Origin of the sequence: Pseudomonas salmasensis, assembly GCF_014268375.2 — a bacterium.
In the GTDB taxonomy this organism is placed as follows: Bacteria; Pseudomonadota; Gammaproteobacteria; order Pseudomonadales; family Pseudomonadaceae; genus Aquipseudomonas; species Aquipseudomonas salmasensis.
Map to the genome: position 1 here is coordinate 3,127,050 of NZ_CP077083.1, position 21,976 is coordinate 3,149,025.

Annotated in this window: 20 protein-coding genes; 13 read left to right on the top strand and 7 right to left on the bottom strand. The window is 60.9% G+C overall.

Annotation, left to right across the window (positions count from 1 at the left end; all coding sequences use genetic code 11):
* Positions 1-66: 66 nt before the first annotated feature.
* The 4 genes from HU731_RS14035 (at position 67) to HU731_RS14050 (ending at position 4,621) form a co-directional block, all read left to right on the top strand.
* Positions 67-1,422 carry a M16 family metallopeptidase gene (locus HU731_RS14035; RefSeq protein WP_003195117.1) on the top strand — a complete coding sequence of 452 codons (1,356 nt, stop codon included), beginning with the start codon at positions 67-69 and terminating at the stop codon, positions 1,420-1,422.
* Entirely contained in the window at positions 1,415-2,905 is a 1,491-nt protein-coding gene (locus HU731_RS14040; protein ID WP_186607265.1) for a M16 family metallopeptidase, read from the top strand. Before HU731_RS14035 ends, HU731_RS14040 begins: the two co-directional genes overlap by 8 nt.
* On the top strand, positions 2,905-3,510 hold the full coding sequence (gene rsmD / locus HU731_RS14045; protein ID WP_003195120.1) for a 16S rRNA (guanine(966)-N(2))-methyltransferase RsmD: 606 nt from the start codon (positions 2,905-2,907) through the stop codon (positions 3,508-3,510). The genes HU731_RS14040 and rsmD overlap by 1 nt, the downstream gene beginning before the upstream one ends.
* Positions 3,511-3,622: 112 nt before the next feature.
* Positions 3,623-4,621, top strand: a complete 999-nt coding sequence (locus HU731_RS14050) for a hydrolase (RefSeq protein WP_186607264.1) — start codon at positions 3,623-3,625, stop codon at positions 4,619-4,621.
* A gap of 116 nt (positions 4,622-4,737) precedes the next feature.
* Here HU731_RS14050 and HU731_RS14055 read toward each other — a convergent pair whose 3' ends face one another.
* Both HU731_RS14055 and HU731_RS14060 read right to left on the bottom strand, forming a co-directional pair.
* Positions 4,738-5,592 (bottom strand): sulfurtransferase, encoded by an 855-nt coding sequence (locus tag HU731_RS14055; protein ID WP_186607263.1) that lies wholly within the window; start codon positions 5,590-5,592, stop codon positions 4,738-4,740.
* A 33-nt stretch (positions 5,593-5,625) separates the two neighbouring features.
* Entirely contained in the window at positions 5,626-6,297 is a 672-nt protein-coding gene (locus HU731_RS14060; protein WP_032894689.1) for a TetR/AcrR family transcriptional regulator, read from the bottom strand.
* A gap of 145 nt (positions 6,298-6,442) precedes the next feature.
* Here HU731_RS14060 and HU731_RS14065 point away from each other — a divergent pair, with 145 nt between their 5' ends.
* The 5 genes from HU731_RS14065 to HU731_RS14085 all read left to right on the top strand — a co-directional run bounded on the left by HU731_RS14065 (position 6,443) and on the right by HU731_RS14085 (position 11,031).
* A complete protein-coding gene (locus tag HU731_RS14065) occupies positions 6,443-7,870 on the top strand; it encodes a coniferyl aldehyde dehydrogenase (RefSeq protein ID WP_186607262.1) in 1,428 nt (475 codons plus the stop codon).
* Between the two features lie 29 nt (positions 7,871-7,899).
* Entirely contained in the window at positions 7,900-8,445 is a 546-nt protein-coding gene (locus HU731_RS14070) for a twin-arginine translocation pathway signal protein (RefSeq protein ID WP_186607261.1), read from the top strand.
* A gap of 53 nt (positions 8,446-8,498) precedes the next feature.
* On the top strand, positions 8,499-10,094 hold the full coding sequence (locus HU731_RS14075) for a GMC family oxidoreductase (protein ID WP_186607260.1): 1,596 nt from the start codon (positions 8,499-8,501) through the stop codon (positions 10,092-10,094).
* Between the two features lie 103 nt (positions 10,095-10,197).
* Positions 10,198-10,677 carry a pantetheine-phosphate adenylyltransferase gene (coaD, locus tag HU731_RS14080; protein WP_003195136.1) on the top strand — a complete coding sequence of 160 codons (480 nt, stop codon included), beginning with the start codon at positions 10,198-10,200 and terminating at the stop codon, positions 10,675-10,677.
* Between the two features lie 102 nt (positions 10,678-10,779).
* Complete coding sequence (locus tag HU731_RS14085; protein WP_003195146.1) at positions 10,780-11,031, top strand: YfhL family 4Fe-4S dicluster ferredoxin; 252 nt, start codon at positions 10,780-10,782, stop codon at positions 11,029-11,031.
* A 123-nt stretch (positions 11,032-11,154) separates the two neighbouring features.
* On the opposite strand, the gene mutM is transcribed toward HU731_RS14085, so the two are convergent.
* Entirely contained in the window at positions 11,155-11,967 is an 813-nt protein-coding gene (mutM, locus tag HU731_RS14090; protein WP_186607259.1) for a bifunctional DNA-formamidopyrimidine glycosylase/DNA-(apurinic or apyrimidinic site) lyase, read from the bottom strand.
* A 21-nt stretch (positions 11,968-11,988) separates the two neighbouring features.
* Complete coding sequence (locus tag HU731_RS14095) at positions 11,989-12,801, bottom strand: HDOD domain-containing protein (RefSeq protein ID WP_177342985.1); 813 nt, start codon at positions 12,799-12,801, stop codon at positions 11,989-11,991.
* Positions 12,802-13,078: 277 nt separating this feature from the next.
* Here HU731_RS14095 and HU731_RS14100 point away from each other — a divergent pair, with 277 nt between their 5' ends.
* Together HU731_RS14100 and HU731_RS14105 are read left to right on the top strand one after the other, a co-directional pair.
* On the top strand, positions 13,079-14,275 hold the full coding sequence (locus HU731_RS14100) for a class I SAM-dependent rRNA methyltransferase (protein WP_003195152.1): 1,197 nt from the start codon (positions 13,079-13,081) through the stop codon (positions 14,273-14,275).
* Positions 14,276-14,498: 223 nt separating this feature from the next.
* The gene (locus tag HU731_RS14105; RefSeq protein WP_186607258.1) at positions 14,499-15,659 is read left to right on the top strand and encodes an MFS transporter; all 1,161 of its coding nucleotides are present in this window, start codon (positions 14,499-14,501) and stop codon (positions 15,657-15,659) included.
* 123 nt (positions 15,660-15,782) lie between these two features.
* Here the strand turns inward: HU731_RS14105 and HU731_RS14110 are convergent, their stop codons facing one another.
* Complete coding sequence (locus HU731_RS14110) at positions 15,783-16,241, bottom strand: REP-associated tyrosine transposase (RefSeq protein WP_186607257.1); 459 nt, start codon at positions 16,239-16,241, stop codon at positions 15,783-15,785.
* A 386-nt stretch (positions 16,242-16,627) separates the two neighbouring features.
* Here HU731_RS14110 and ilvD point away from each other — a divergent pair, with 386 nt between their 5' ends.
* The gene (gene ilvD, locus HU731_RS14115; protein WP_003195159.1) at positions 16,628-18,469 is read left to right on the top strand and encodes a dihydroxy-acid dehydratase; all 1,842 of its coding nucleotides are present in this window, start codon (positions 16,628-16,630) and stop codon (positions 18,467-18,469) included.
* 132 nt (positions 18,470-18,601) lie between these two features.
* Here ilvD and HU731_RS14120 read toward each other — a convergent pair whose 3' ends face one another.
* Complete coding sequence (locus HU731_RS14120) at positions 18,602-19,663, bottom strand: phosphorylcholine phosphatase PcpP (RefSeq protein ID WP_225931455.1); 1,062 nt, start codon at positions 19,661-19,663, stop codon at positions 18,602-18,604.
* Between the two features lie 242 nt (positions 19,664-19,905).
* Between HU731_RS14120 and HU731_RS14125 the strand changes: the two genes are divergently transcribed.
* Positions 19,906-21,297, top strand: a complete 1,392-nt coding sequence (locus HU731_RS14125) for an L-cystine transporter (RefSeq protein ID WP_186607256.1) — start codon at positions 19,906-19,908, stop codon at positions 21,295-21,297.
* Between the two features lie 112 nt (positions 21,298-21,409).
* On the opposite strand, the gene HU731_RS14130 is transcribed toward HU731_RS14125, so the two are convergent.
* On the bottom strand, positions 21,410-21,922 hold the full coding sequence (locus HU731_RS14130) for a dihydrofolate reductase (RefSeq protein WP_186607255.1): 513 nt from the start codon (positions 21,920-21,922) through the stop codon (positions 21,410-21,412).
* Positions 21,923-21,976 lie beyond the last annotated feature (54 nt).

Sequence of the window (21,976 nt, forward strand, 5' to 3'; positions counted from 1 at the left end):
TATCCTAGCACCTCCTCGCCCGCCGACGCTAAGACCAAGCGGGCAGCCCAACAGGTTTAAAAACGAATGAATGCTCTAGCCCGCCGCGCCGCAGGCCTGCTGTTCAGCACAGTTTGTCTGCCTCTCTCAGCTTTGGCTGCCGATCCACAACCCACCCATGAATTCACCCTCGATAACGGCCTTAAAGTGGTCGTGCGCGAAGATCATCGCGCGCCAGTGGTGGTTTCCCAGGTCTGGTACAAGGTTGGCTCAAGCTACGAAACCCCGGGCCAGACCGGTTTGTCCCACGCCCTGGAACACATGATGTTCAAGGGCAGCGCCAAGGTTGGCCCCGGCGAAGCCTCGCTGATCCTGCGCGACCTGGGCGCCGAAGAAAACGCCTTCACCAGCGACGACTACACCGCGTACTACCAGGTATTGGCCCGTGACCGCCTGGGTGTGGCCTTTGAACTGGAAGCCGACCGCATGGCCAGCCTGCGCCTGCCGGCCGACGAGTTCAGCCGTGAAATCGAGGTAATCAAGGAAGAACGCCGCCTGCGCACCGACGATAACCCGATGTCCAAGGCGTTCGAGCGCTTCAAGGCCATGGCGTTCCCGGCCAGCGGCTACCACACGCCGACCATCGGCTGGATGGCCGACCTGGACCGCATGAAGGTCGAGGAACTGCGCCACTGGTACCAATCCTGGTACGTGCCGAACAACGCCACCCTGGTGGTGGTCGGCGACGTGACCCCGGACGAGGTGAAAAACCTCGCCCAACGTTACTTCGGCCCGATCCCCAAGCGTGACGTGCCGCCGGCAAAAATCCCGATGGAACTGGCCGAGCCCGGCGAGCGCCTGCTGACCCTGCACGTGCAGACCCAACTGCCGAGCGTGTTCCTGGGCTTCAACGTGCCCGGCCTGGCCACCGCTGAAGACAAACGTTCGGTGCAGGCCCTGCGTCTGATCTCGGCCCTGCTCGACGGCGGCTACAGTGCACGGATTTCCGAGCAGCTGGAACGCGGTGAGGAGCTGGTGTCCGCCGCTTCCACCAACTACGACGCCTACACCCGTGGCGACAGCCTGTTCACCCTCTCGGCCACGCCGAACCAGCAGAAGAAGAAAACCGTTGCCCAAGCCGAAGCCGGCCTGTGGCGCCTGCTCGATGAGTTGAAGGCCAAGCCGCCGACCGCCGAAGAACTGGAGCGCATCCGTGCCCAGGTGATTGCCGGCCTGGTGTACCAGCGCGATTCCATCACCAGCCAGGCTACGGCCATCGGCTCCCTGGAAACCGTTGGTCTGTCCTGGAAGCTCATGGACACGGAGCTTGCCGACCTGCAAAGCGTGACCCCGGAAGACATCCAGAAGGCCGCACGCACCTATTTCACCCGCGAACGTCTGAGCGTCGCCCATGTTTTGCCTGAGGAGACCGCTCATGAGTGATCGCAAAAACAGCCGCCTGATCCTGCCCGGCTTGATCGCCGTCACCCTGATGGCGGCCAGCGCCGTTTACTTCTTGCGCCCCAGCGAGTCGGTCGCCAGCCAGGCCCTGGACAAGGCCCAAACGGCCAGCACCCTGCAATCCCTGGCGGAACTGGATGGCAAGGCCCCGACCAACCGTAAGCTCGATGTACAAACCTGGACCACCGCCGAAGGCGCCAAGGTGCTGTTCGTCGAAGCCCATGAATTGCCAATGTTCGACATGCGCCTGCTGTTCGCCGCCGGCAGCAGCCAGGATGGCGACGTGCCAGGCCTGGCGCTGATGACCAACGCCATGCTCAACGAAGGCGTGCCGGGCAAGGACGTCAGCCAGATCGCCAGCGGGTTCGAAGGCCTGGGGGCCGATTTTGGCAACGGCGCCTACCGCGACATGGCGCTGGTGACCCTGCGCAGCCTGAGCGACAGCGCCAAGCGTGACGCAGCGCTGTCACTGTTCAACCAGGTGATCGGCCAGCCGACGTTCCCGGCAGACTCCCTGGCACGCATCAAGAACCAGATCCTGGCGGGTTTCGAGTACCAGAAGCAGAACCCCGGCAAACTGGCGAGCATCGAGCTGTTCAAGCGTCTGTACGGCGACCATCCTTACGCGCATCCGAGCGAAGGCACCCCAGAAAGCGTGCCGAAAATTACCCTGGCACAGTTGCAGGCGTTCCATGCCAAAGCCTATGCGGCGGGCAATGCGGTGATTGCGGTCGTCGGCGACCTGACCCGTGCAGAAGCCGAGGCCATGACGGCCAAAGTGTCGGCATCGCTGCCCAAAGGCCCGGCCATGGCCAAGATCGCTCAACCGACCGAGCCAAAAGCCGGCCTGAGCCGTATCGAGTTCCCGTCCAAGCAAACCCACCTGCTGTTTGCGCAATTGGGCATCGACCGCGCCGACCCGGACTACGCAGCCTTGTCCCTGGGTAACCAGATCCTTGGCGGCAGCGGCTTCGGCACCCGTTTGATGAGCGAAGTGCGAGAGAAACGCGGCCTGACCTACGGCGTGTACTCCGGCTTCTCACCGATGCAGGTGCGCGGCCCGTTCATGATCAACCTGCAGACCCGCGCCGAAATGAGCGGTGGCACCTTGCGCCTGGTGGAGGACGTGCTGGCTGACTACCTCAAGACCGGCCCGACGCAAAAGGAACTGGATGACGCCAAGCGCGAGCTGGCCGGCAGCTTCCCGCTGTCCACCGCCAGCAATGCCGATATCGTCGGGCAGTTGGGCGCCATGGGTTTCTACAACCTGCCGCTGAGCTATCTGGAAGATTTCATGAAACAATCCCAGGCCCTGACCGTCGATCAGGTCAAGGCTGCAATGAACAAACACTTGAGCGCCGACAAGATGGTCATCGTGACCGCCGGCCCGACGATTGCGCAAAAGCCACTACCGCCCCCCACTGATAAACCTGCCGAGCAGCCGCTCGGGGTTCCGGAGCATTAATGGCCAGTTCATCTCGCCCGAAAAAACCTGTCCACAATGTGCATAACGGTGTGGGCCAACTGCGCATCATTGGCGGTGAATGGGGCAGCCGCAAGCTGAGCTTCCCCGACGTCGTGGGCCTGCGCCCGACGCCCGATCGCGTGCGTGAAACCCTGTTCAACTGGCTCGCGCCGTACATCGGCGGGGCCAAGGTGCTGGACCCGTTCGCTGGCAGCGGCGCGTTGTTCCTTGAGGCGCTGTCCCGTGGCGCGGCCCAGGGCCAGGCGCTGGACGCCAGCAATGTGGCGGTGTCCAGCCTCAAGGAGCACCTGGGCACGCTGCGTTGCACCACCGGCCAGGTGCAGACGGCCGACGCGCTGCGCTACCTGGAAACCCAGGCAGCGACTGAATACGACGTAGTGTTCCTCGACCCGCCGTTCAACCAGAACCTGCTGCCGGCTGTCTGCACGCTGCTGGAAGAACGCCAGTGGCTGGCACCGGATGCCTGGATCTACACTGAGAGCGAGACCGCGCCCTCCACGCTCGGCCTGCCCAGTGGCTGGCGCCTGCACCGGGAGCAGAAATCCGGGCGGGTGTATTACGCGTTGTGGCATCGCGCCCTGTAGGAGCGAGCTTGCTCGCGAAGATCGAACAGGCGACACGGGCTGTCTGACAGCGCTGCGTTATCGTTAACGTTTTTCGCGAGCAAGCTCGCGCCTACACGGCAGCGGGTAATTCATGATTCCATCGACAGACCGCTTCAAACCAGCGTTCGGCCTCGGTAACCCCCACTTGCAGACACTGTGGGGGCCGCTGTGGCGGCCGACCACCCACATCGAACGCGAGCGCGAGCGCCTGTGGCTGGACGACGGCGACTTCCTAGATCTTGACTGGCACGGGCCGCATGACGTGCAAGCGCCCTTGGTGCTGGTGCTGCATGGGCTGACTGGCTCGTCCAATTCGCCTTACGTGGCGGGCCTGCAAAAAGTCCTGGCCGCCCAAGGCTGGGCCAGCGCTGCGCTGAACTGGCGTGGTTGCTCGGGCGAACCCAACCTGCTGGCTCGCAGTTATCACTCCGGCGCCAGCGAAGACCTGGCGGCGGCGATTGCTCATCTGCGCGCCAAGCGGCCGTTGGCGCCTCTGTACGCGGTGGGTTATTCCCTGGGCGGCAATGTGCTGCTCAAGCATTTGGGGGAAACCGGCCAGGCGTCGGGCTTGCAGGGCGCGGCGGCGGTGTCGGTGCCGTTTCGCCTGGATCAATGCGCCGATCGCATCGGCCTGGGGTTCTCGCGGGTGTATCAGAAGCACTTCATGCGCGAGATGCTCGCGTATATCCGCGTCAAGCAGCGCCAATTCCTGCAGGACGGTCGTGAGGATGGGCTCAAAACCCTGGAGGCCCTTGGCTCCCTGGAAAAGATGCGCACGTTCTGGGACTTCGACGGGAGGGTAACCGCGCCGCTGCACGGTTTCATCAGTGCCGAAGACTACTATCGCCGCGCCTCGAGCCGTTATTACCTGGGCGATATCCGTACACCCACGCTGATTATCCAGGCAGCCGACGACCCGTTTGTGTTTGCGCACAGCTTGCCTGACGCCAGTGAGCTGTCGGACTGCACCGAGTTCGAGTTGCTGGCCAAGGGTGGGCATGTGGGGTTTGTGGAGGGTTCGCTGAAGCGTCCTGGTTACTACCTGGAACGCCGGATCCCGCAGTGGCTTCAGACCCAGTACGGTCAATAGTGTGGGAGCTGGCTTGCCTGCGATAGCGGTGGGCCAGCCAATGTTGAGGTGGCTGACACTCCGCTATCGCAGGCAAGCCAGCTCCCACATTTTGAGCAAGTGTTCACACCGATCGTTTAGTCGCCCGTTGCTATTTCCCGAGCAGGATCAGTAATCCATTCACTCCACGACCCCGCATACAACTTGCCCAACGGGTACCCCGCCAGGCTCAACGCAAACAGGTTATGGCACGCCGTCACCCCAGACCCGCAATACGCCACCAATTCATGCGCCGGGCGCCCTTGCAACTGCGCGGCAAAGCGCTGCTTGAGCTGCTCGGCCGGCAGGAAGCGGCCGTCGCTGCCCAGGTTTTCACTGAACGCTGCGCACTGCGCGCCGGGGATATGCCCGGCAATCGGGTCGATGGGCTCCACTTCGCCACGAAAGCGCGGCTGGGCGCGGGCGTCGATCAAGGTCAGGCCCGGTTGGCCCAGGCGTTTTTGCAGGTGTTCGGCATCCAGCAACAGGCGATGATCCGGCGTACCGACGAAGGTACCTGGCTCAACCACAGGCGCGTCCAGGCTCAGGGGGAAACCAGCGGCATGCCAGGCCTTGAGGCCACCATCGAGAATAAACACGCCATCACGCTTGCCCAACCAGGCCAGCAACCACCAGGCACGGGCGGCGTAGGCACCGGGGCCGTCGTCATACAGCACTACATCGGTATCGGCGCTGATGCCCCAGGCCCGCAGTTGCCTGGCGAACGTGTCCGCTGCCGGCAAAGGATGACGACCGGTCACGCCTTTGGTCACCGGGCCGCTCAGGTGGCGCTCCAAGTCAGCGTATTGCGCGCCCTCGATATGCCCTTCGGCGTAACTGCACAAACCGTAGTCCGGGTCTTCCAGGGCAAAGCGGCAATCCAGGATCACCCACCCGCTCGACTGTTGGCGCTCGGCCAATTGCTGGGGGCTGATCAGTTGGGCAAGCGGCATGACTGACTCCTGTGAATACAAAGGGGAAAGGTCTTACTTCACTTCTTCCAGTGCCTGATTCAACGGCACGTAAAACTCTTTGAACAAGGCGTCCACCGCCTCTTTGGCCTGCGGCGTGACAAACCCCGCCTCCAGCACCAGCACCTGATAGACCCCACGCTTGATCGCCTCGGCGCTCAGGTGGGTGGATTTTTCATTGGTGGTGCACAAAAAGCGCACCCACGAAGTGAGGATAATCCAGGCATTGAGGGTCAGGGCTTCGGTTTGCACCGGGTCCATATTGAGAATGCCCGCGTCGACAAAGCCTTGGTAGATGGCGCCGCCCTGGATCAGGCAACGCTGGGAAAAACGCCGGTAACCGGTCGCCAATTCCGGGTCGCTCTCCAGCAGGTGTTCGAGGTCGCGGTGCAGGAAGCGATAACGCCACATGCCGGCCAATACGGCTTGCAGGTAAAAACGCTTGTCTTCCACCAGCATCCCCCGCCCTTGAGGTGGGCGCAGGAAACTGTCTACCAACGCTTCATATTCGCGGAACAGCACGGCGATGATCGCCTGCTTGTTAGGGAAGTGGTAGTACAGGTTGCCCGGGGAAATTTCCATGTGGGCGGCAATGTGGTTGGTACTGACACTGCGCTCGCCCTGCTGGTTAAAAAGCTCCAGGCTGGTTTGCACAATGCGCTCGCTGGTCTTTACTCGTGGTGCCATAGGGGATCAGCTTCTATACACGGGATGGGGCATCTTACGGCCTAACCCGGCCAGGATAAATCTGGATGTTACTGCAATGTTATTTGACAATTTAGAGCAATGACTCTAAAAATCCAGGCAGACCAATAACAATCGGTGCCGCGCCATGTCTGCCAACGTTGCCTACCTGCAAGATTCCCAGGCGCTGGATCAACTCCAGGACCTGTTCGACGCCCAACGCCGCGCCTATGCCGCCAACCCGATGCCGCCGGCCGGGCAGCGCCAGCAATGGCTCAAGGCCCTGCGGGATCTGCTGAGCGACGAACGCCAGGCACTGATCACGGCGATCAGCCAGGACTTCAGCCATCGCAGCGCCGACGAAACCCTGTTCGCCGAATTGATGCCCAGCCTGGATGGCATTCACTACGCCAGCAAACACCTCAAGGGCTGGATGAAACCGTCCCGCCGCGCTGTAGGCATTGCCTTCCAGCCTGCGTCAGCCAAAGTCATTTACCAGCCGCTGGGCGTCGTCGGCGTCATCGTGCCATGGAACTACCCACTGTACCTGGCAATCGGCCCGTTGGTGGGGGCGTTGGCGGCCGGTAACCGGGTGATGCTCAAGCTCAGCGAGTCCACGCCGGCCACCGGTGAACTGCTCAAGGCCTTGCTGGCCAAGATCTTCCCCGAGGACCTGGTGTGCGTGGTGTTGGGCGAAGCTGACGTGGGCATGGCCTTTTCCAAGTTGCGCTTCGATCACCTGCTGTTCACCGGCGCTACCAGCATAGGCAAGCACGTGATGCGTGCGGCAGCCGAAAACCTCACCCCAGTGACCCTGGAGCTGGGCGGCAAATCGCCAGCCATTGTCTCGGCCGATGTGCCACTCAAGGACGCCGCCGAACGCATCGCCTTCGGCAAAACCTTGAACGCCGGGCAAACCTGCGTGGCACCGGATTATGTGCTGGTACCGGAAGATCGCGTGGAGGCCTTTGTCGAGGCCTATTCCAAGGCCGTACGTGGGTTTTACCCGACGCTGGCCGACAACCCGGACTACACCGCCATCATCAACGAACGCCAACTGGCCCGGCTCAATGCCTACGCCAAGGACGCCACCGACAAAGGCGCCACCCTGATCCCGCTGTACGAGCACGGCCAGGCGCGGCGAATGGCCCACAGCCTGCTGTTGAATGTCAGCGACGACATGACCGTGATGCAGGACGAAATCTTCGGCCCACTCTTGCCCATCGTGCCGTATCGCGGCCTTGACCAAGCCTTTGCCTACATCAACCAACGCCCACGCCCACTGGCCTTGTATTACTTCGGCTACAACAAAGGCGAACAAGCGCGGGTGCTCCACGAAACCCATTCCGGCGGTGTGTGCCTGAACGACACCTTGCTGCACGTCGCCCAGGACGATATGCCGTTCGGTGGCATCGGCCCGTCGGGCATGGGCCATTACCACGGTCACGAAGGTTTCCTGACGTTCAGCAAGGCCAAGGGTGTGCTGGTCAAACAGCGCCTGAACGCGGCGAAGTTGATCTACCCGCCCTATGGCAAGTCGATCCAGAAGCTGATCCAGAAGCTGTTTATCCGCTGATAACCGCCACCTTCGGGACAATAAAAACAATGAACCCCAGCCTGACTGATTCACCCGCGCTGTCACGGCGCGGCGTCTTGAAAATCGGCCTGTGTGCCAGCGCCTTCCTCGCCACCGCCGGGCTGGGCGCCAGCCTCAGCGGTTGCTCCAGCAGTACGCCGGCCAGCGGCTTTGCGATGTTGCGCACCAGCGACTTGCCGTTCTTGCGGGCGGTGATCCCGGTGCTGCTGGAAGGCGCGGCCAGCGCCGAGCAAGTGCTTGCCGGCATTGAGGACACCCTGAAAAAGCTCGACTACAGCCTGCAGCACTTGTCGCCCGAGATGTTCAAGCTCACCCAGCAATTATTCGACGTGCTCGGCATGGGCATCACCCGCGGCCCGCTGACCGGAATATGGGGCAGTTGGGAAAATGCCAGCAGTGAGCAGATCCGCAATTTCCTGCACCGCTGGGAAAACAGCTACCTGAACCTTTTGCGCATGGGCCAGGGCTCGCTGCTCAAGCTGGTGGTCATGGCCTGGTACTTCCGGCCCGAGTCCTGGGCCCATTGCGGCTACCCCGGCCCGCCGAAGATCTAACCTGGGCAATCCTCCAAGATTGCATCTTCCTACAAGAATAAGAGTGCACACCTATGCCCGTACCCGATCTGTTCCGCGACGGCCTGGCCCGTGGCTGGAAAACCCACAATGGCGCCGCCCTGGATAACGACCTGACCCTGGAAGCGGATGTCGCCATCATCGGCAGCGGCGCCGGGGGCGGTACCACCGCTGAAATCCTCAGCGCCGCCGGCTACAAAGTGTTGCTGATCGAAGAAGGCCCGCTCAAGACCAGCAGCGACTTCAAGCTGCTGGAAGACGAAGCCTACGCCAGCCTTTACCAGGAAGGCATCGGGCGGATGAGCAAGGACGGCGCTATCACCATCCTGCAGGGCCGGGCCGTGGGCGGTACTACCTTGATCAACTGGACCTCCAGCTTTCGCACCCCCGATGCCACCCTCTCGCATTGGGCCAGCGAATATGCGGTCAAAGGCCACAGCAGCGCCGAAATGGCGCCCTGGTTCGAAAAAATGGAACAGCGCCTGGGCATCGCGCCGTGGGCGCTGCCGCCGAATGCCAATAACGATGTGATCCGCAAAGGTTGCGAAAAGCTCGGCTACAGCTGGCATGTGATCCCGCGCAATGTGCGCGGCTGCTTCAACCTGGGGTATTGCGGCATGGGCTGCCCGGTCAACGCCAAGCAGTCGATGCTGGTGACGACCATCCCGTCCACCCTGGAAAAGGGCGGCGAACTGCTTTACCTGGCCCGCGCCGAGCGGCTCATCTACAGCGGCGACACCATCAGCAGCCTTGAATGCGTGGCCATGGACAAGCGCTGCGTAGCGCCCACCGGGCGCAAGATCAGCGTGAAAGCCAAGCACTATGTGCTGGCGGGCGGCGGCATCAACAGCCCGGCCCTGCTGATGCGCTCGGACGCACCCGACCCGCACTCGCGGTTGGGCAAGCGCACCTTCCTGCACCTGGTCAATTTCTCCGCCGGGCTGTTCGACGAGGTGATCAACCCCTTCTACGGCGCGCCGCAATCCATCTACTCCGACCATTTCCAATGGCAGGACGGCACTACCGGCAAAATGTCCTACAAACTGGAAGCACCACCCTTGCACCCAGGCCTGGCAAGCACCTTGTTCGGTGGCTACGGCAAGCAGAACGCCTTGGACATGAACCAATTACCCCACACCCACGCCATGCTCGCCCTGCTGCGCGACGGTTTTCACCCCGACAGCCCAGGCGGCACCGTGGAGTTACGCGGTGACGGCACACCAGTGCTCGACTATCAGGTCTCGCCCTACGCCTGGGACGGCCTGCGCCGGGCCTTCCACAGCATGGCCGAGATTCAGTTCGCGGCGGGGGCCAAATCGGTCAAGCCCTTGCATCACGACGCGCGCTTTGTGAACAACCTGGCCGAAGCGCGCAGCGTGATCGACGGTCTGAACCTGGAACTGCATCGCACTACCCTGGGCAGTGCCCACGTGATGGGTGGTTGTGCCATGGGTGAAGACCCGAAAAATGCCGTGGCCGACAGCCTGGGTCGCCACCATCAGTTGCGCAATCTGTCGATCCACGACGGCTCGCTGTTCCCCACCAGCATTGGGGCCAACCCGCAATTGTCGGTGTATGGGTTGACCGCGCAACTGGCGAGCGCATTGGCCGAACGTCTGAAAACGGCATGAAAAGACAGGGTATTCACGGTATCTATCTACATAAGTCGACTTGGCCCACCGGTAATGCTGCGATACCATCCGGTTCCCCAACGGACTCCGCCAGGACGACGCGATGAACCGAGTGTTGTACCCAGGTACCTTCGACCCGATTACCAAAGGCCATGGCGATCTGGTCGAACGCGCCTCTCGCCTGTTCGACCATGTGATCATCGCGGTCGCGGCCAGCCCCAAGAAAAACCCGCTGTTTCCCCTGGAACAACGTGTGGAGCTGGCGCAAGAGGTCACCAAGCACCTGCCGAATGTGGAAGTAGTGGGCTTTTCGACATTGCTGGCGCATTTCGCCAAGGAGCAGAACGCCAATGTGTTCCTGCGTGGCCTGCGTGCGGTGTCGGACTTCGAATACGAATTCCAGCTGGCCAACATGAACCGCCAATTGGCGCCGGACGTGGAAAGCCTGTTCCTCACGCCGTCGGAGCGTTATTCGTTCATTTCCTCGACGTTGGTTCGTGAAATCGCCGCTTTGGGCGGAGATATCACCAAGTTCGTCCATCCAGCCGTGGCCGATGCGCTGACGCTACGCTTCAAGAAGTAAGGTTGCCCGGTCGGTGCCTGCTCGCACTGCGGGCGCCAATGCGGCACAATTGCGCGCATTAGTTTTCAGATGCCTTGGCAGAGTGCCCTGGCAGGAGTTTCCATGTCCCTGATCATCACCGACGATTGCATCAACTGCGACGTCTGCGAACCCGAGTGCCCGAACGCCGCCATTTCCCAGGGCGAAGAGATCTATGTTATCGACCCTAACCTGTGCACTCAGTGCGTCGGTCACTACGACGAACCGCAGTGCCAGCAGGTATGCCCGGTCGATTGCATTCCGCTGGATGAGGCACACCCTGAGACTGAAGAGCAGTTGATGGAGAAGTACCGCAAGATTACCGGTAAGGCCTGAAGATTTTCGGTGCCTGCAAGGGCGTCATCGCAGGCAAGCCAGCTCCCACAATTGAATGTATTTACATATCCAAAGGTGGGAGCTGGCTTGCCTGCGATAGCAATATCAGCCCTCACCCACTAATCAGCTCTGACACCTAGGGCAAAACACACTCGCCCGCTGCCCCAGTACCACATTGCGCAGCTCAGTGCCGCAGGCCTTGCAAGCCTCGCCGCCCCGGCCATACACGAACAGTTCTTGCTGGAAATACCCCGGCTGCCCATCGCCGCCGATAAAGTCCCGCAACGTGGTACCGCCCCGCTCGATGGCAGCGGCCAGTACGCGCTTGATCTCAATCGCCAGCTTCAAATAACGCCCGCGTGAAATACCCCCAGCGGCGCGGCGCGGGTCAATCCCCGCGGCAAACAGCGCCTCTGTCGCATAGATATTGCCCACGCCCACCACCACCGCGTTGTCCATGATGAACGGTTTCACCGCCATCGACTTGCCGCGAGACAGCTGGAACAAGCGCTCACCATCAAACAAGTCGGTCAACGGCTCCGGCCCCAGCCGCATCAGCAACTCATGGTTGTGCGGGTCGTGGCTCCAGAGCATCGCGCCGAAGCGCCGCGGGTCGGTGTAGCGCAGGGCCATGCCCGATTCCAGCTCGATATCCACATGTTCATGCTTGGCCGCCGGCATGCCGACTTCTACCAGGCGCAAGTTGCCCGACATGCCCAGGTGGCTGATCAAGGTGCCCACTTCGGCATTGATCAACAGGTACTTGGCCCGGCGCTCCACCAGCACGATGCGCTGCCCCGACAGGCGCACATCCAGGTCCTCCGGAATCGGCCAGCGCAGGCGCCGCTCACGCACCACCACGCGGCTGACGCGCTGGCCTTCCAGGTGCGGGGCAATCCCGCGGCGGGTGGTTTCGACTTCTGGTAACTCGGGCATGTGTACCTCTTGAATAACGGGTCAGTGCGCGCCCAGTTCGCGGATCGACAACTTCATGCTCTCGAAGTCGTAGTCCGACAGGCCCACGTAATCCAGCACCAGATGGCCGATGGCATTCCACTCATGATCCACCGGCTGGTTGCCCAGTACGCGATAGGACGAACAGATATGCTCGGCCATCTTCAAAATGGCCAGCAGGTTCTTGAGCTGTGGGTTGCGCGACGACTCATCGCTGAAAATCGCCAGCGCGTTGTGGTGATTGGCGATGGCGTCGGTCACATGCTCCGGCAGGCGCCAGGACTTGGCGGTGTAGTAACCGACCACCGCATGGTTGGTGTGAAACGCGTTGTTTTCGGTGTCGACCACGCGGCAATCCGGGCCGGCATTGGCGTAGGCCTCTTCCAGTACCGCCATGTAATTGGGGAAGCGCTTGAGCATCAGCGGCACGCCACAATCATGGAACAGGCCCAAGGCATAGGCTTCGTCCACGGCCTGGGAACCGGTGCGCTTGGCCAGGGTGAGGCAGGTCATGGCCACATCCTGGGCGGTGTCCCAGAAGCGGTTGAGGGTGACGATGGTGTCGTCGCACATCTCACCCTTGATCGACTGCGCGTTGATCAGATTGATGATCGAACGGCTGCCCAGCAGGTTCACCGCACGCTGGATCGAAGCGATTTTGTTGCTCAGGCCGTAATACGGCGAATTGACAATCTTGAGCAGCGCGCCGGACAAGCCCGGGTCCTGGGAGATCAGCCGCGCAATCACTTCCAGGTCCGGGTCGGGCATGTACTGCTCCATCTGCAAATCCACCATGATTTGCGGTTGAGGCGGCACGCTGATGCCTTGCAGGGCCTGTTGGATCTGCTCGGGGGAAAGCTCTTGGGACATAAGTACACACTCTGGGCTAGGCGCGAATTCTACCCCTTATGCAGACGTGGCCGACACCCAAAAACCCAACTGAAACCCGATCGAATGTGGGAGCTGGCTTGCCTGCGATAGCCTCACCACCGTACGTCTGATACACCGCGTCGCCCGCATCGCAGGCAAGCCAGCTCCCACATGAAAGAGTGCGCAAAGGGTATACTCCCGCTCTTTTTTCCGGAGCGACGTCATGTCCCTGCCAAGCCTGCGTCTCAAAGCCAACGCCGATCGTCGTTTGCGCAACGGCCACCTGTGGGTCTACAGCAACGAAATCGACGTGGCCGCCACCCCACTCCACGGCTTCCAGGCAGGCGACCAGGCTATCCTGGAAGCGGCCGGCGGCAAGACCCTGGGCATCGTGGCCATGAGCCCGAACAACCTGATCTGCGCCCGCCTGCTGTCGCGCGACATCAAGTTGCCGCTGGACAAGTCGCTGCTGGTACACCGCCTCAACGTGGCCCTGTCCCTGCGTGATCGCCTGTTCGACAAGCCGTTCTACCGCCTGGTCTACGGTGACTCCGACCTGCTGCCGGGCCTGGTGGTCGACCGTTTCGGCGACATCCTGGTGGTACAGATCGCTTCGGCGACCATGGAAGCCCATAAAGAAGACGTGATCGCCGCGCTGACCCAAGTGCTCAAGCCCAGCGGCATCCTGTTCAAGAACGACTCCGCCGCGCGTGACGCCGAAGGCCTCAACCGCTACGTCGAAACCGTATTCGGCCTGGTACCGGAGTGGGTGGCGCTGGAAGAAAACGGCGTGAAATTCGAAGCCCCGGTGATCCAGGGCCAGAAAACCGGCTGGTTCTACGACCACCGCATGAACCGCGCCCGCCTGGCCCCGTATGCCAAGGGCAAGCGCGTACTGGACCTGTACAGCTACATCGGCGGCTGGGGCGTGCAAGCGGCGGCCTTTGGCGCCAGTGAAGTGTTCTGCGTCGACGCCTCCGCCTTCGCCCTCGACGGCGTAGAGCGCAACGCCGCGCTGAACGGCTTTGCCGAGAAAATGACCTGCATCGAAGGCGACGTGTTCGAAGCCTTGAAGGAACTGAAAGCCAGCGAAGAACGCTTCGACGTGATCGTCGCCGACCCACCGGCCTTCATCAAACGCAAAAAAGACATGAAAAACGGCGAAGGCGCCTACCGCCGCCTCAACGAGCAAGCCATGCGCCTGCTCAGCAAGGACGGCATCCTCGTCAGCGCCTCGTGCTCCATGCACCTGCCGGAAGACGACCTGCAAAACATCCTGCTGACCAGCGCCCGCCACCTGGACCGCAACATCCAGATGCTCGAACGCGGCGGCCAGGGCCCGGACCACCCGGTGCACCCGGCGATTGCCGAGACGCGGTATATCAAGAGCATTACGTGCCGGTTGCTACCCAATAGCTGATTAAAACCAAACCCTCTGTAGGAGCGAGCTTGCTCGCGAAGAACGAATAGCCGCCACGGGCTATCTGATAGCGCTGCGTTATCGTTGACGATCTTCGCGAGCAAGCTCGCTCCTACAAAGATGGCGCACATCAATACGAGAAGGCTCCTACAGCGGTATTGATTGAATTCCATTTTTCGCAGACTAGTATCGGTTTCTGGTTTTATTCCGGAAAACAAAAACAATGTCTGGGCCCACTCTCTCCCGCTTCATCCTCATCACCTGCATCTCCCTGATCAGTTTCTTCCCGATCAATATCCTGCTCCCTTCGTTTCCCGCCCTGTCCGCACAGTTCGACACACCCAGCGCAGACATCGCGCTGTCCATCAGCCTGTTCACCCTGGTGTTTTCGATCTCGCAACTGGTCGCCGGCCCGCTGTCGGATAAATGGGGACGCAAGGAAGTCCTGCTGGGCTGCATCATGCTCTCCATCTTCGGTGCGCTGGGCTGTGCATGGGCCCCGGACTACCTGACTTTCCTGCTGTTTCGCACGGTGCAGGCCATGGGCTGTGGTTTCTTCGTGTTGGGCCACGCGCTGGTGGAAGACCTGTTCGAAGAGCAAGACCGCGCCCGCGTGCGCCTCTATTACATGACCTTGAGTGGCTCATTCGTCGCGCTGTCACCGCTGATCGGCTCCTGGCTGCAAACTACGCTCGACTGGCAAGGCAGCTTCTACGGCTTTGCGTTGATGGCAGCCGGCATGTTGATCCATGCGCTGTGCATCCTGCCTGCTAAATCCGCCAGTGCGCATCGGGCGCCAGTGTCCATCATCGGCACACTCAAGGCCGTCGCCGCCAACCACGACTTTCTGTGCTACTGGTGGATCGCAGCCCTGGTGTTCGCCTGCTATTTCGCCTTGATCAGTGTGACACCGCTGATTTTCATGGACGCGCTGAAGCTCTCTGAATACGAGTACGCGCTCGTGTTGATGGTGTACGGCGTGGCCTATCTGCTCGGTGGCGTGGTGGCCTCTTATCTGCAAAAGCGCATCACGCTGTCCCGGCAGATCAATATCGGGCTCGGCTTGTTGCTCGTCGCTGGTGTGTTGTTAACGCTGATCGTCAGCCTGCAAGCCATCACCAGCGTGACCCTGCTAATACCGATGCTGATCAGCGCCCTGGCCGTCACCCTGGTGCGCCCGGCTGCGATTTCGGCGGCGATGTTGTTGTTTTCAAGCAGCGCGGGGACGGCGGTATCAGCGGGTAACAGCATCATGTTCCTCACCGCCGCCATCAGCAGCGCCCTGCTTGCGCAAACCGGGCCCCATTTACTGATGACCATTGCTGTCAGCTTCATTGTTTTCAGCCTGTGGGGTTGGCTGACGAATGCCAGGATCAATCGCTGAAGCCTACCCCTGTAGGAGCGAGCTTGCTCGCGAAAACCGAATAGACGCCACGGGCTACCTGATAGCGCTGCGTTATCGTTGACGATCTTCGCGAGCAAGCTCGCTCCTACAGGGGAAGGTGTCTTATAGCCAGATGGCGTCCCATAGGGGGTATTGGCCAATGTGCTCGACCAAGCCTGCGCGCAACGGGTTGGCGACGATATAGCGAGCCATTGCCTTCAAGTCTTCTTCACGGCGTAAAGCCCGGTCGAAATAGCCTTTTTGCCAAAGCACTCCGAAGGACTGTCTTGCCTTATTGACTGCACGGGCACTTCGCGATTTGGTTCGCTGCATGAGCCTGGGCAAATCGCCGCTGTGCAACTCCACCAGCCAGTGGAAATGGTCGGGCATGACCACCCAGGCGAGTGACGTTGCATCTTTGTCTTCCTGAGCCTTTCTGAATTCGCGGACCAGCAAGCGACCGATAAGCCAGTCTTGAAAAATATGTTGCCGTTGATGGGTGACGGCCGTTAGCAAGTAGATACGGCCCGATTCTGAATAGCGCCCTTTACGCAGCCGACGCGCATTTTGCTGGTTGGACATTCCTTCGTCCTCTTCTGTGATTGGAAGAAAAACGGTAGGAGATGAAGCGCCAACTAGCCTTTAAACAATTTTTCCGGATATGTCTCCTCCTCGTAGGAGCGAGCTTGCTCGCGAAAAACCCACAGACGACACGGGCCACCTGATAGCACATCGTCATCGTTGACGATTTTCGCGAGCAAGCTCGCTCCTACAAGAAGTCGGTGTAGAATCGGCCCTATTCATCGCCAGTCATCCCCCGGCGGGTTTATGAGCTCGAGGCCCAAGCAAGCGGCGATCCCGCGACGCGAGTGGCAACTTCCGGACACACGGCCATTTTCTGAGTGTTCCAGTCGTCAATTAGAAGCTCACTCCCCTTTAGTACTTGATTAGCCGCCCGGAGTGCTCCAATGCCTGATTACCGCTCGAAAACATCCACCCACGGCCGCAACATGGCCGGTGCGCGCGCGCTGTGGCGTGCCACGGGGATGAAAGATGACGACTTCAAAAAGCCGATCATCGCGATTGCCAACTCGTTCACCCAGTTCGTGCCGGGCCATGTCCACCTCAAGGACCTGGGCCAACTGGTCGCCCGCGAGATCGAACGCGCTGGCGGCGTGGCCAAGGAATTCAACACCATCGCCGTGGATGACGGCATCGCCATGGGCCATGACGGCATGCTGTATTCCCTGCCGAGCCGCGAGATCATCGCCGACTCCGTGGAGTACATGGTCAACGCCCACTGCGCCGACGCCATCGTGTGCATCTCCAACTGCGACAAGATCACCCCTGGCATGTTGATGGCTGCCTTGCGCCTGAACATCCCGGTGATCTTCGTCTCCGGCGGGCCGATGGAAGCCGGCAAGACCAAACTCGCCTCCCACGGCCTCGACCTCGTCGACGCCATGGTGATCGCCGCCGATTCCAGCGCTTCTGACGAGAAGGTCGCGGAATACGAGCGCAGCGCCTGCCCGACCTGCGGTTCGTGCTCCGGCATGTTCACCGCCAACTCGATGAACTGCCTGGTGGAAGCCTTGGGCCTCGCCTTGCCGGGCAACGGTTCCACACTGGCCACTCACAGCGACCGCGAGCAGTTGTTCCTGCAGGCCGGCCGCACCATCGTCGAGCTGTGCAAGCGCTACTACGGCGAGAACGATGAGTCGGTGTTGCCGCGCAATATCGCCAACTTCAAGGCGTTCGAAAACGCCATGACCCTGGACATCGCCATGGGCGGTTCCACCAACACCATCCTGCACCTGCTGGCCGCCGCCCAGGAAGCCGAGATCGATTTCGACCTGCGCGACATCGACCGCCTGTCCCGTCACGTGCCGCAACTGTGCAAGGTCGCGCCGAACATCCAGAAGTACCACATGGAAGACGTGCACCGCGCCGGCGGGATCTTCTCGATCCTCGGCTCCCTGGCCCGTGGCGGCCTGCTGCACACCGACCTGCCGACCGTGCACAGCAAGTCCATCGCCGAAGGCATCGCCAAATGGGACATCACCCAGACTGACGACGAAGCCGTGCACACCTTCTTCAAGGCCGGCCCTGCGGGCATTCCGACGCAGACCGCGTTCAGCCAGTCGACCCGTTGGGACACCCTGGACGACGACCGTGAAAACGGCTGCATCCGAAGTGTCGAGCACGCCTACTCGCAAGAAGGCGGCCTGGCCGTGCTGTACGGCAACATCGCCCTCGACGGCTGTGTGGTCAAAACGGCGGGTGTGGATGAGTCCATCCACGTCTTCGAAGGCCGCGCCAAGATCTACGAAAGCCAGGACAGTTCGGTACGCGGCATCCTCGCGGACGAAGTCAAGGAAGGCGACATCGTGATCATCCGCTACGAAGGCCCTAAAGGTGGCCCGGGTATGCAGGAGATGCTCTACCCCACGTCCTATCTGAAATCCAAAGGCCTGGGCAAAGCCTGCGCCCTGCTGACTGACGGGCGTTTCTCGGGCGGCACCTCGGGCTTGTCCATCGGCCACGCTTCGCCGGAAGCCGCTGCCGGTGGCGCGATTGGCCTGGTGCAGGATGGCGACAAGGTGCTGATCGATATTCCGAACCGCTCGATCAACCTGTTGATCAGCGATGAAGAACTGGCAGCACGCCGGGTTGAGCAGGACAAGAAGGGCTGGAAGCCGGTGGAGAAACGCCCGCGTAAGGTCACTACCGCGTTGAAGGCCTACGCGTTGCTGGCTACCAGCGCCGACAAAGGTGCGGTACGCAACAAAGCCATGCTCGACGGCCTGTAAGCCCCGCGCATAAAAAAGCCCCGCCAAGTGCGGGGCTTTTTTTGCCTGGAGAAAATCCCCAAAACAGTGAAGATCAAATGTGGGAGCTGGCTTGCCTGCTCCCACAGTGACTGCACTTCGACTTAAGGCTCTTTACTGGATTTCGTCAGGTTTCACGATCACCCAGTTTTTATCCGCCGTCACCGGCAACCCTTCCTTGGCTTGCGCCGCCGCGTGCTTGGCGATCATGCCGTTGAGCTGGGTCATGTATTTGTCTTTGCGGTTGATCCACAGGTGGATGCCGCCCTTGGCCACGTCCACATCGTGGAACAGCATGTAGCCGTCGCTGGTGGGTGTGTCACCGCCGACGATCACCGGTTTTTTCCATTCGTCGATGTAGGTGAGGATCGCCGCGTGCTTGCCGGCCATCCAGGTCGCCGGGGTCCACAGGTAAGGGGTCAGTTCCAGGCCGAGGTTGGCGTTCTGGTCATACTTGCCAGCCGCGATCTGCTTGCGGGCGGTGGTCAGCTCGCCGGTCTTGCGGTCCTTGAGCAGGGTGGTCACGCCGATGACGTTTTCGGGTTTGACGTTGTAGCCGTACTTCGGATCGGCGGCGACCATGCGCACCAGCTCCTCGGAAGCGGCCGTCATCACATACACCTCGATGCCGTTTTCCATCAGTTTGTTGTACAGCTCGGCCTGGCCGGTGAAGACTTTGGGCGGCTGCACCTCGGATGTCTTCACCGCGTCGCCTTCAAAATAACTGACCGGCACCGGCTTGCCGGAGGCCATCAGCTCATCCACCTGAACCTTGAGTTCCTTGAGGGTGAAGCCAGAAAACACCTGGGCCACCCACGGGTAGCAGACCATGTCATCGACTTCGCACAGGCGATAGTAGTAACTGAACAGGCTCTCTTTATGCTCGGCGGTGTCTTTGAACGGCATCAGTTTGAGCGACGGGTCGAGGCTGTCGCGGGTGATCAGGCCCTTGTTTTCCATAAACGGCAGCAAGGACTCTTCGAGGTCGTAGCGGTAGCTGGTGTTGTCCATGTCGAACACCGCGTAGTTACCCTTGTTGGCGTTGGCGGCGATCATTTCGTTGAGTTGTTTGGCGGCAGGTGCCGGCCAGTGTTTCAACTCGGTGGCGGCAAACGCCTGGCTGGCGAGCCCGAGGCAAAAGGCGGCGGATACCAATAGTGTCGGCGCGAGCTTCATAGGCGTTGTCTCCCTCAAGTGAAAGACATCGACGCTAACAAATCCGTATGACAGTTATCGCCCGAGCACGACCAAGGACGTCGTGATCACGCCAAGGGCATACGCCTGAGCGTCAAACGCTTATTCCAAAAACGACAGTCGCCATTCCATATCGGTATTAAATCAATATATTTCAAGCTGTTAGGCTTCCCGGTTCGCAATCGCAGGCTCACGCGATTGGCTGCCTTTTCAACGGAGCTTCAATGAATCTGCCCCTGATTCTCAATTTATTGGTGTTCGTGGCCCTGTTGCTGGGCCTGGCACAAACCCGCCGTACTAACTGGAGCCTGGCCAAGAAGGTGCTGTTCGCCCTGGTGCTGGGCGTGCTGTTCGGCGCGGCGTTGCATACGATCTACGGCGACGGCAACCCGGTGCTCAAAGCCTCCATCGGCTGGTTTGACCTGGTCGGCAACGGCTATGTGCAACTGCTGCAAATGATCGTGATCCCGCTGGTGTTCGCCTCGATCCTCAGTGCCGTGGCGCGCCTGCATAACGCCTCGTCCCTGGGCAAGATCAGCTTCCTGACCATCGGCACGCTGTTGTTCACCACCGCCATCGCGGCGCTGATCGGCATCGGCCTGACCAACCTGTTCGGCCTGACCGCCGAAGGCCTGGTGGCCGGCACCCAGGAAATGGCGCGCCTGCAAGTGATCCAGAGTGATTACGCAGGCAAGGTCGCCGACCTGAATATCCCGCAGTTGCTGCTGTCGTTCGTACCGGCCAACCCGTTCGCCGACCTGGCCCGGGCCAAGCCGACGTCGATCATCAGCGTGGTGATTTTCGCCGCATTCCTTGGGGTTGCCGCGCTGCAACTGCTCAAGGACGACGTGGAAAAAGGCCAGAAAGTCCTTAACGCCATCGACACCCTGCAAGCCTGGGTGATGCGCCTGGTGCGCCTGGTAATGAAGCTGACCCCTTATGGTGTGCTGGCGCTGATGACCAAAGTGGTCGCCGGTTCCAACCTGCAAGACATCATCAAGCTGGGCAGTTTCGTCGTGGTGTCGTACCTGGCCCTGGGCCTGATGTTCGTGGTGCACGGCCTGCTGCTGTCCCTGGCCGGGATCAACCCGCTGCGCTTCTTCCGAAAGGTGTGGCCGGTGCTGACCTTCGCCTTCACCAGCCGCTCCAGCGCGGCGAGTATTCCGCTGAGCATTGAAGCGCAGACCCGTCGCCTGGGCATTCCGCAATCCATCGCCGGTTTCGCCGCCTCGTTTGGCGCGACCATCGGCCAGAACGGTTGCGCCGGTCTTTACCCTGCCATGTTGGCGGTGATGGTCGCGCCGACCGTGGGCATCAACCCGCTGGACCCGCTGTGGATCGCGACCCTGGTGGCGATTGTGACCTTGAGTTCGGCGGGCGTTGCCGGCGTCGGCGGCGGTGCGACCTTTGCCGCGCTGATCGTACTGCCGGCCATGGGCTTGCCGGTGTCACTGGTGGCGCTGTTGATTTCCGTAGAGCCGCTGATCGACATGGGCCGCACGGCGTTGAACGTGAATGGTTCGATGACGGCCGGGGCGATTACCAGCCAGATCATGGGGCAGACGGATAAGACGTTGCTGGATGCCGATGAGCATGCCGAACTGGCGCAGGCATAAAGGCTTATAACCTGTAGGAGCGAGCTTGCTCGCGAAGAACCTGAAAGCGCCGCGTTCATTCAGAATGCCCGCGTCATCGTTGACGATCTTCGCGAGCAAGCTCGCTCCTACACTAGTTACGCTCCCACACTTCGAAGTTGTAGGCCGGCTTATCACCTTCGGCTGGATTCTCGACATTCGACACCAGCTTCCACTGGTTCCTATCAAACTCTGGAAACCACGCATCCCCCTCCGGGCTCAGCGCCACGCGGGTCAGGTACAAGCGGTCGGCCTGCTCCAGCCCCTGCGCATACAACTGCGCGCCGCCGATCAGCATCAGTTCGTCCACGCCTTGCGCCTTGGCCCATTCCTCAGCGCGCTCTACCGCAGCCTCCAATGACAGAAAAACTTCCGCACCTTCCAGCCGCAGGTCGGTCTGACGGCTGACCACCAGGTTCAAGCGCCCCGGCAGCGGTCGGCCCAGGGAGTCCCAGGTCTTGCGCCCCATGATGATCGGCTTGCCGAGCGTGGTGGCCTTGAAATATTTGAAATCCCCCGGCAAATGCCAGGGCATGCTGTTGTCGACGCCGATCACACGGTTTTCACCGAGGGCTGCGATCAGGCTTAAAGGGAGAGTTTTTTTCATGGCGACGAGAATACCAGAGCGGCGAGCCAGCGGTTATGCTCCAACCTCATCAAC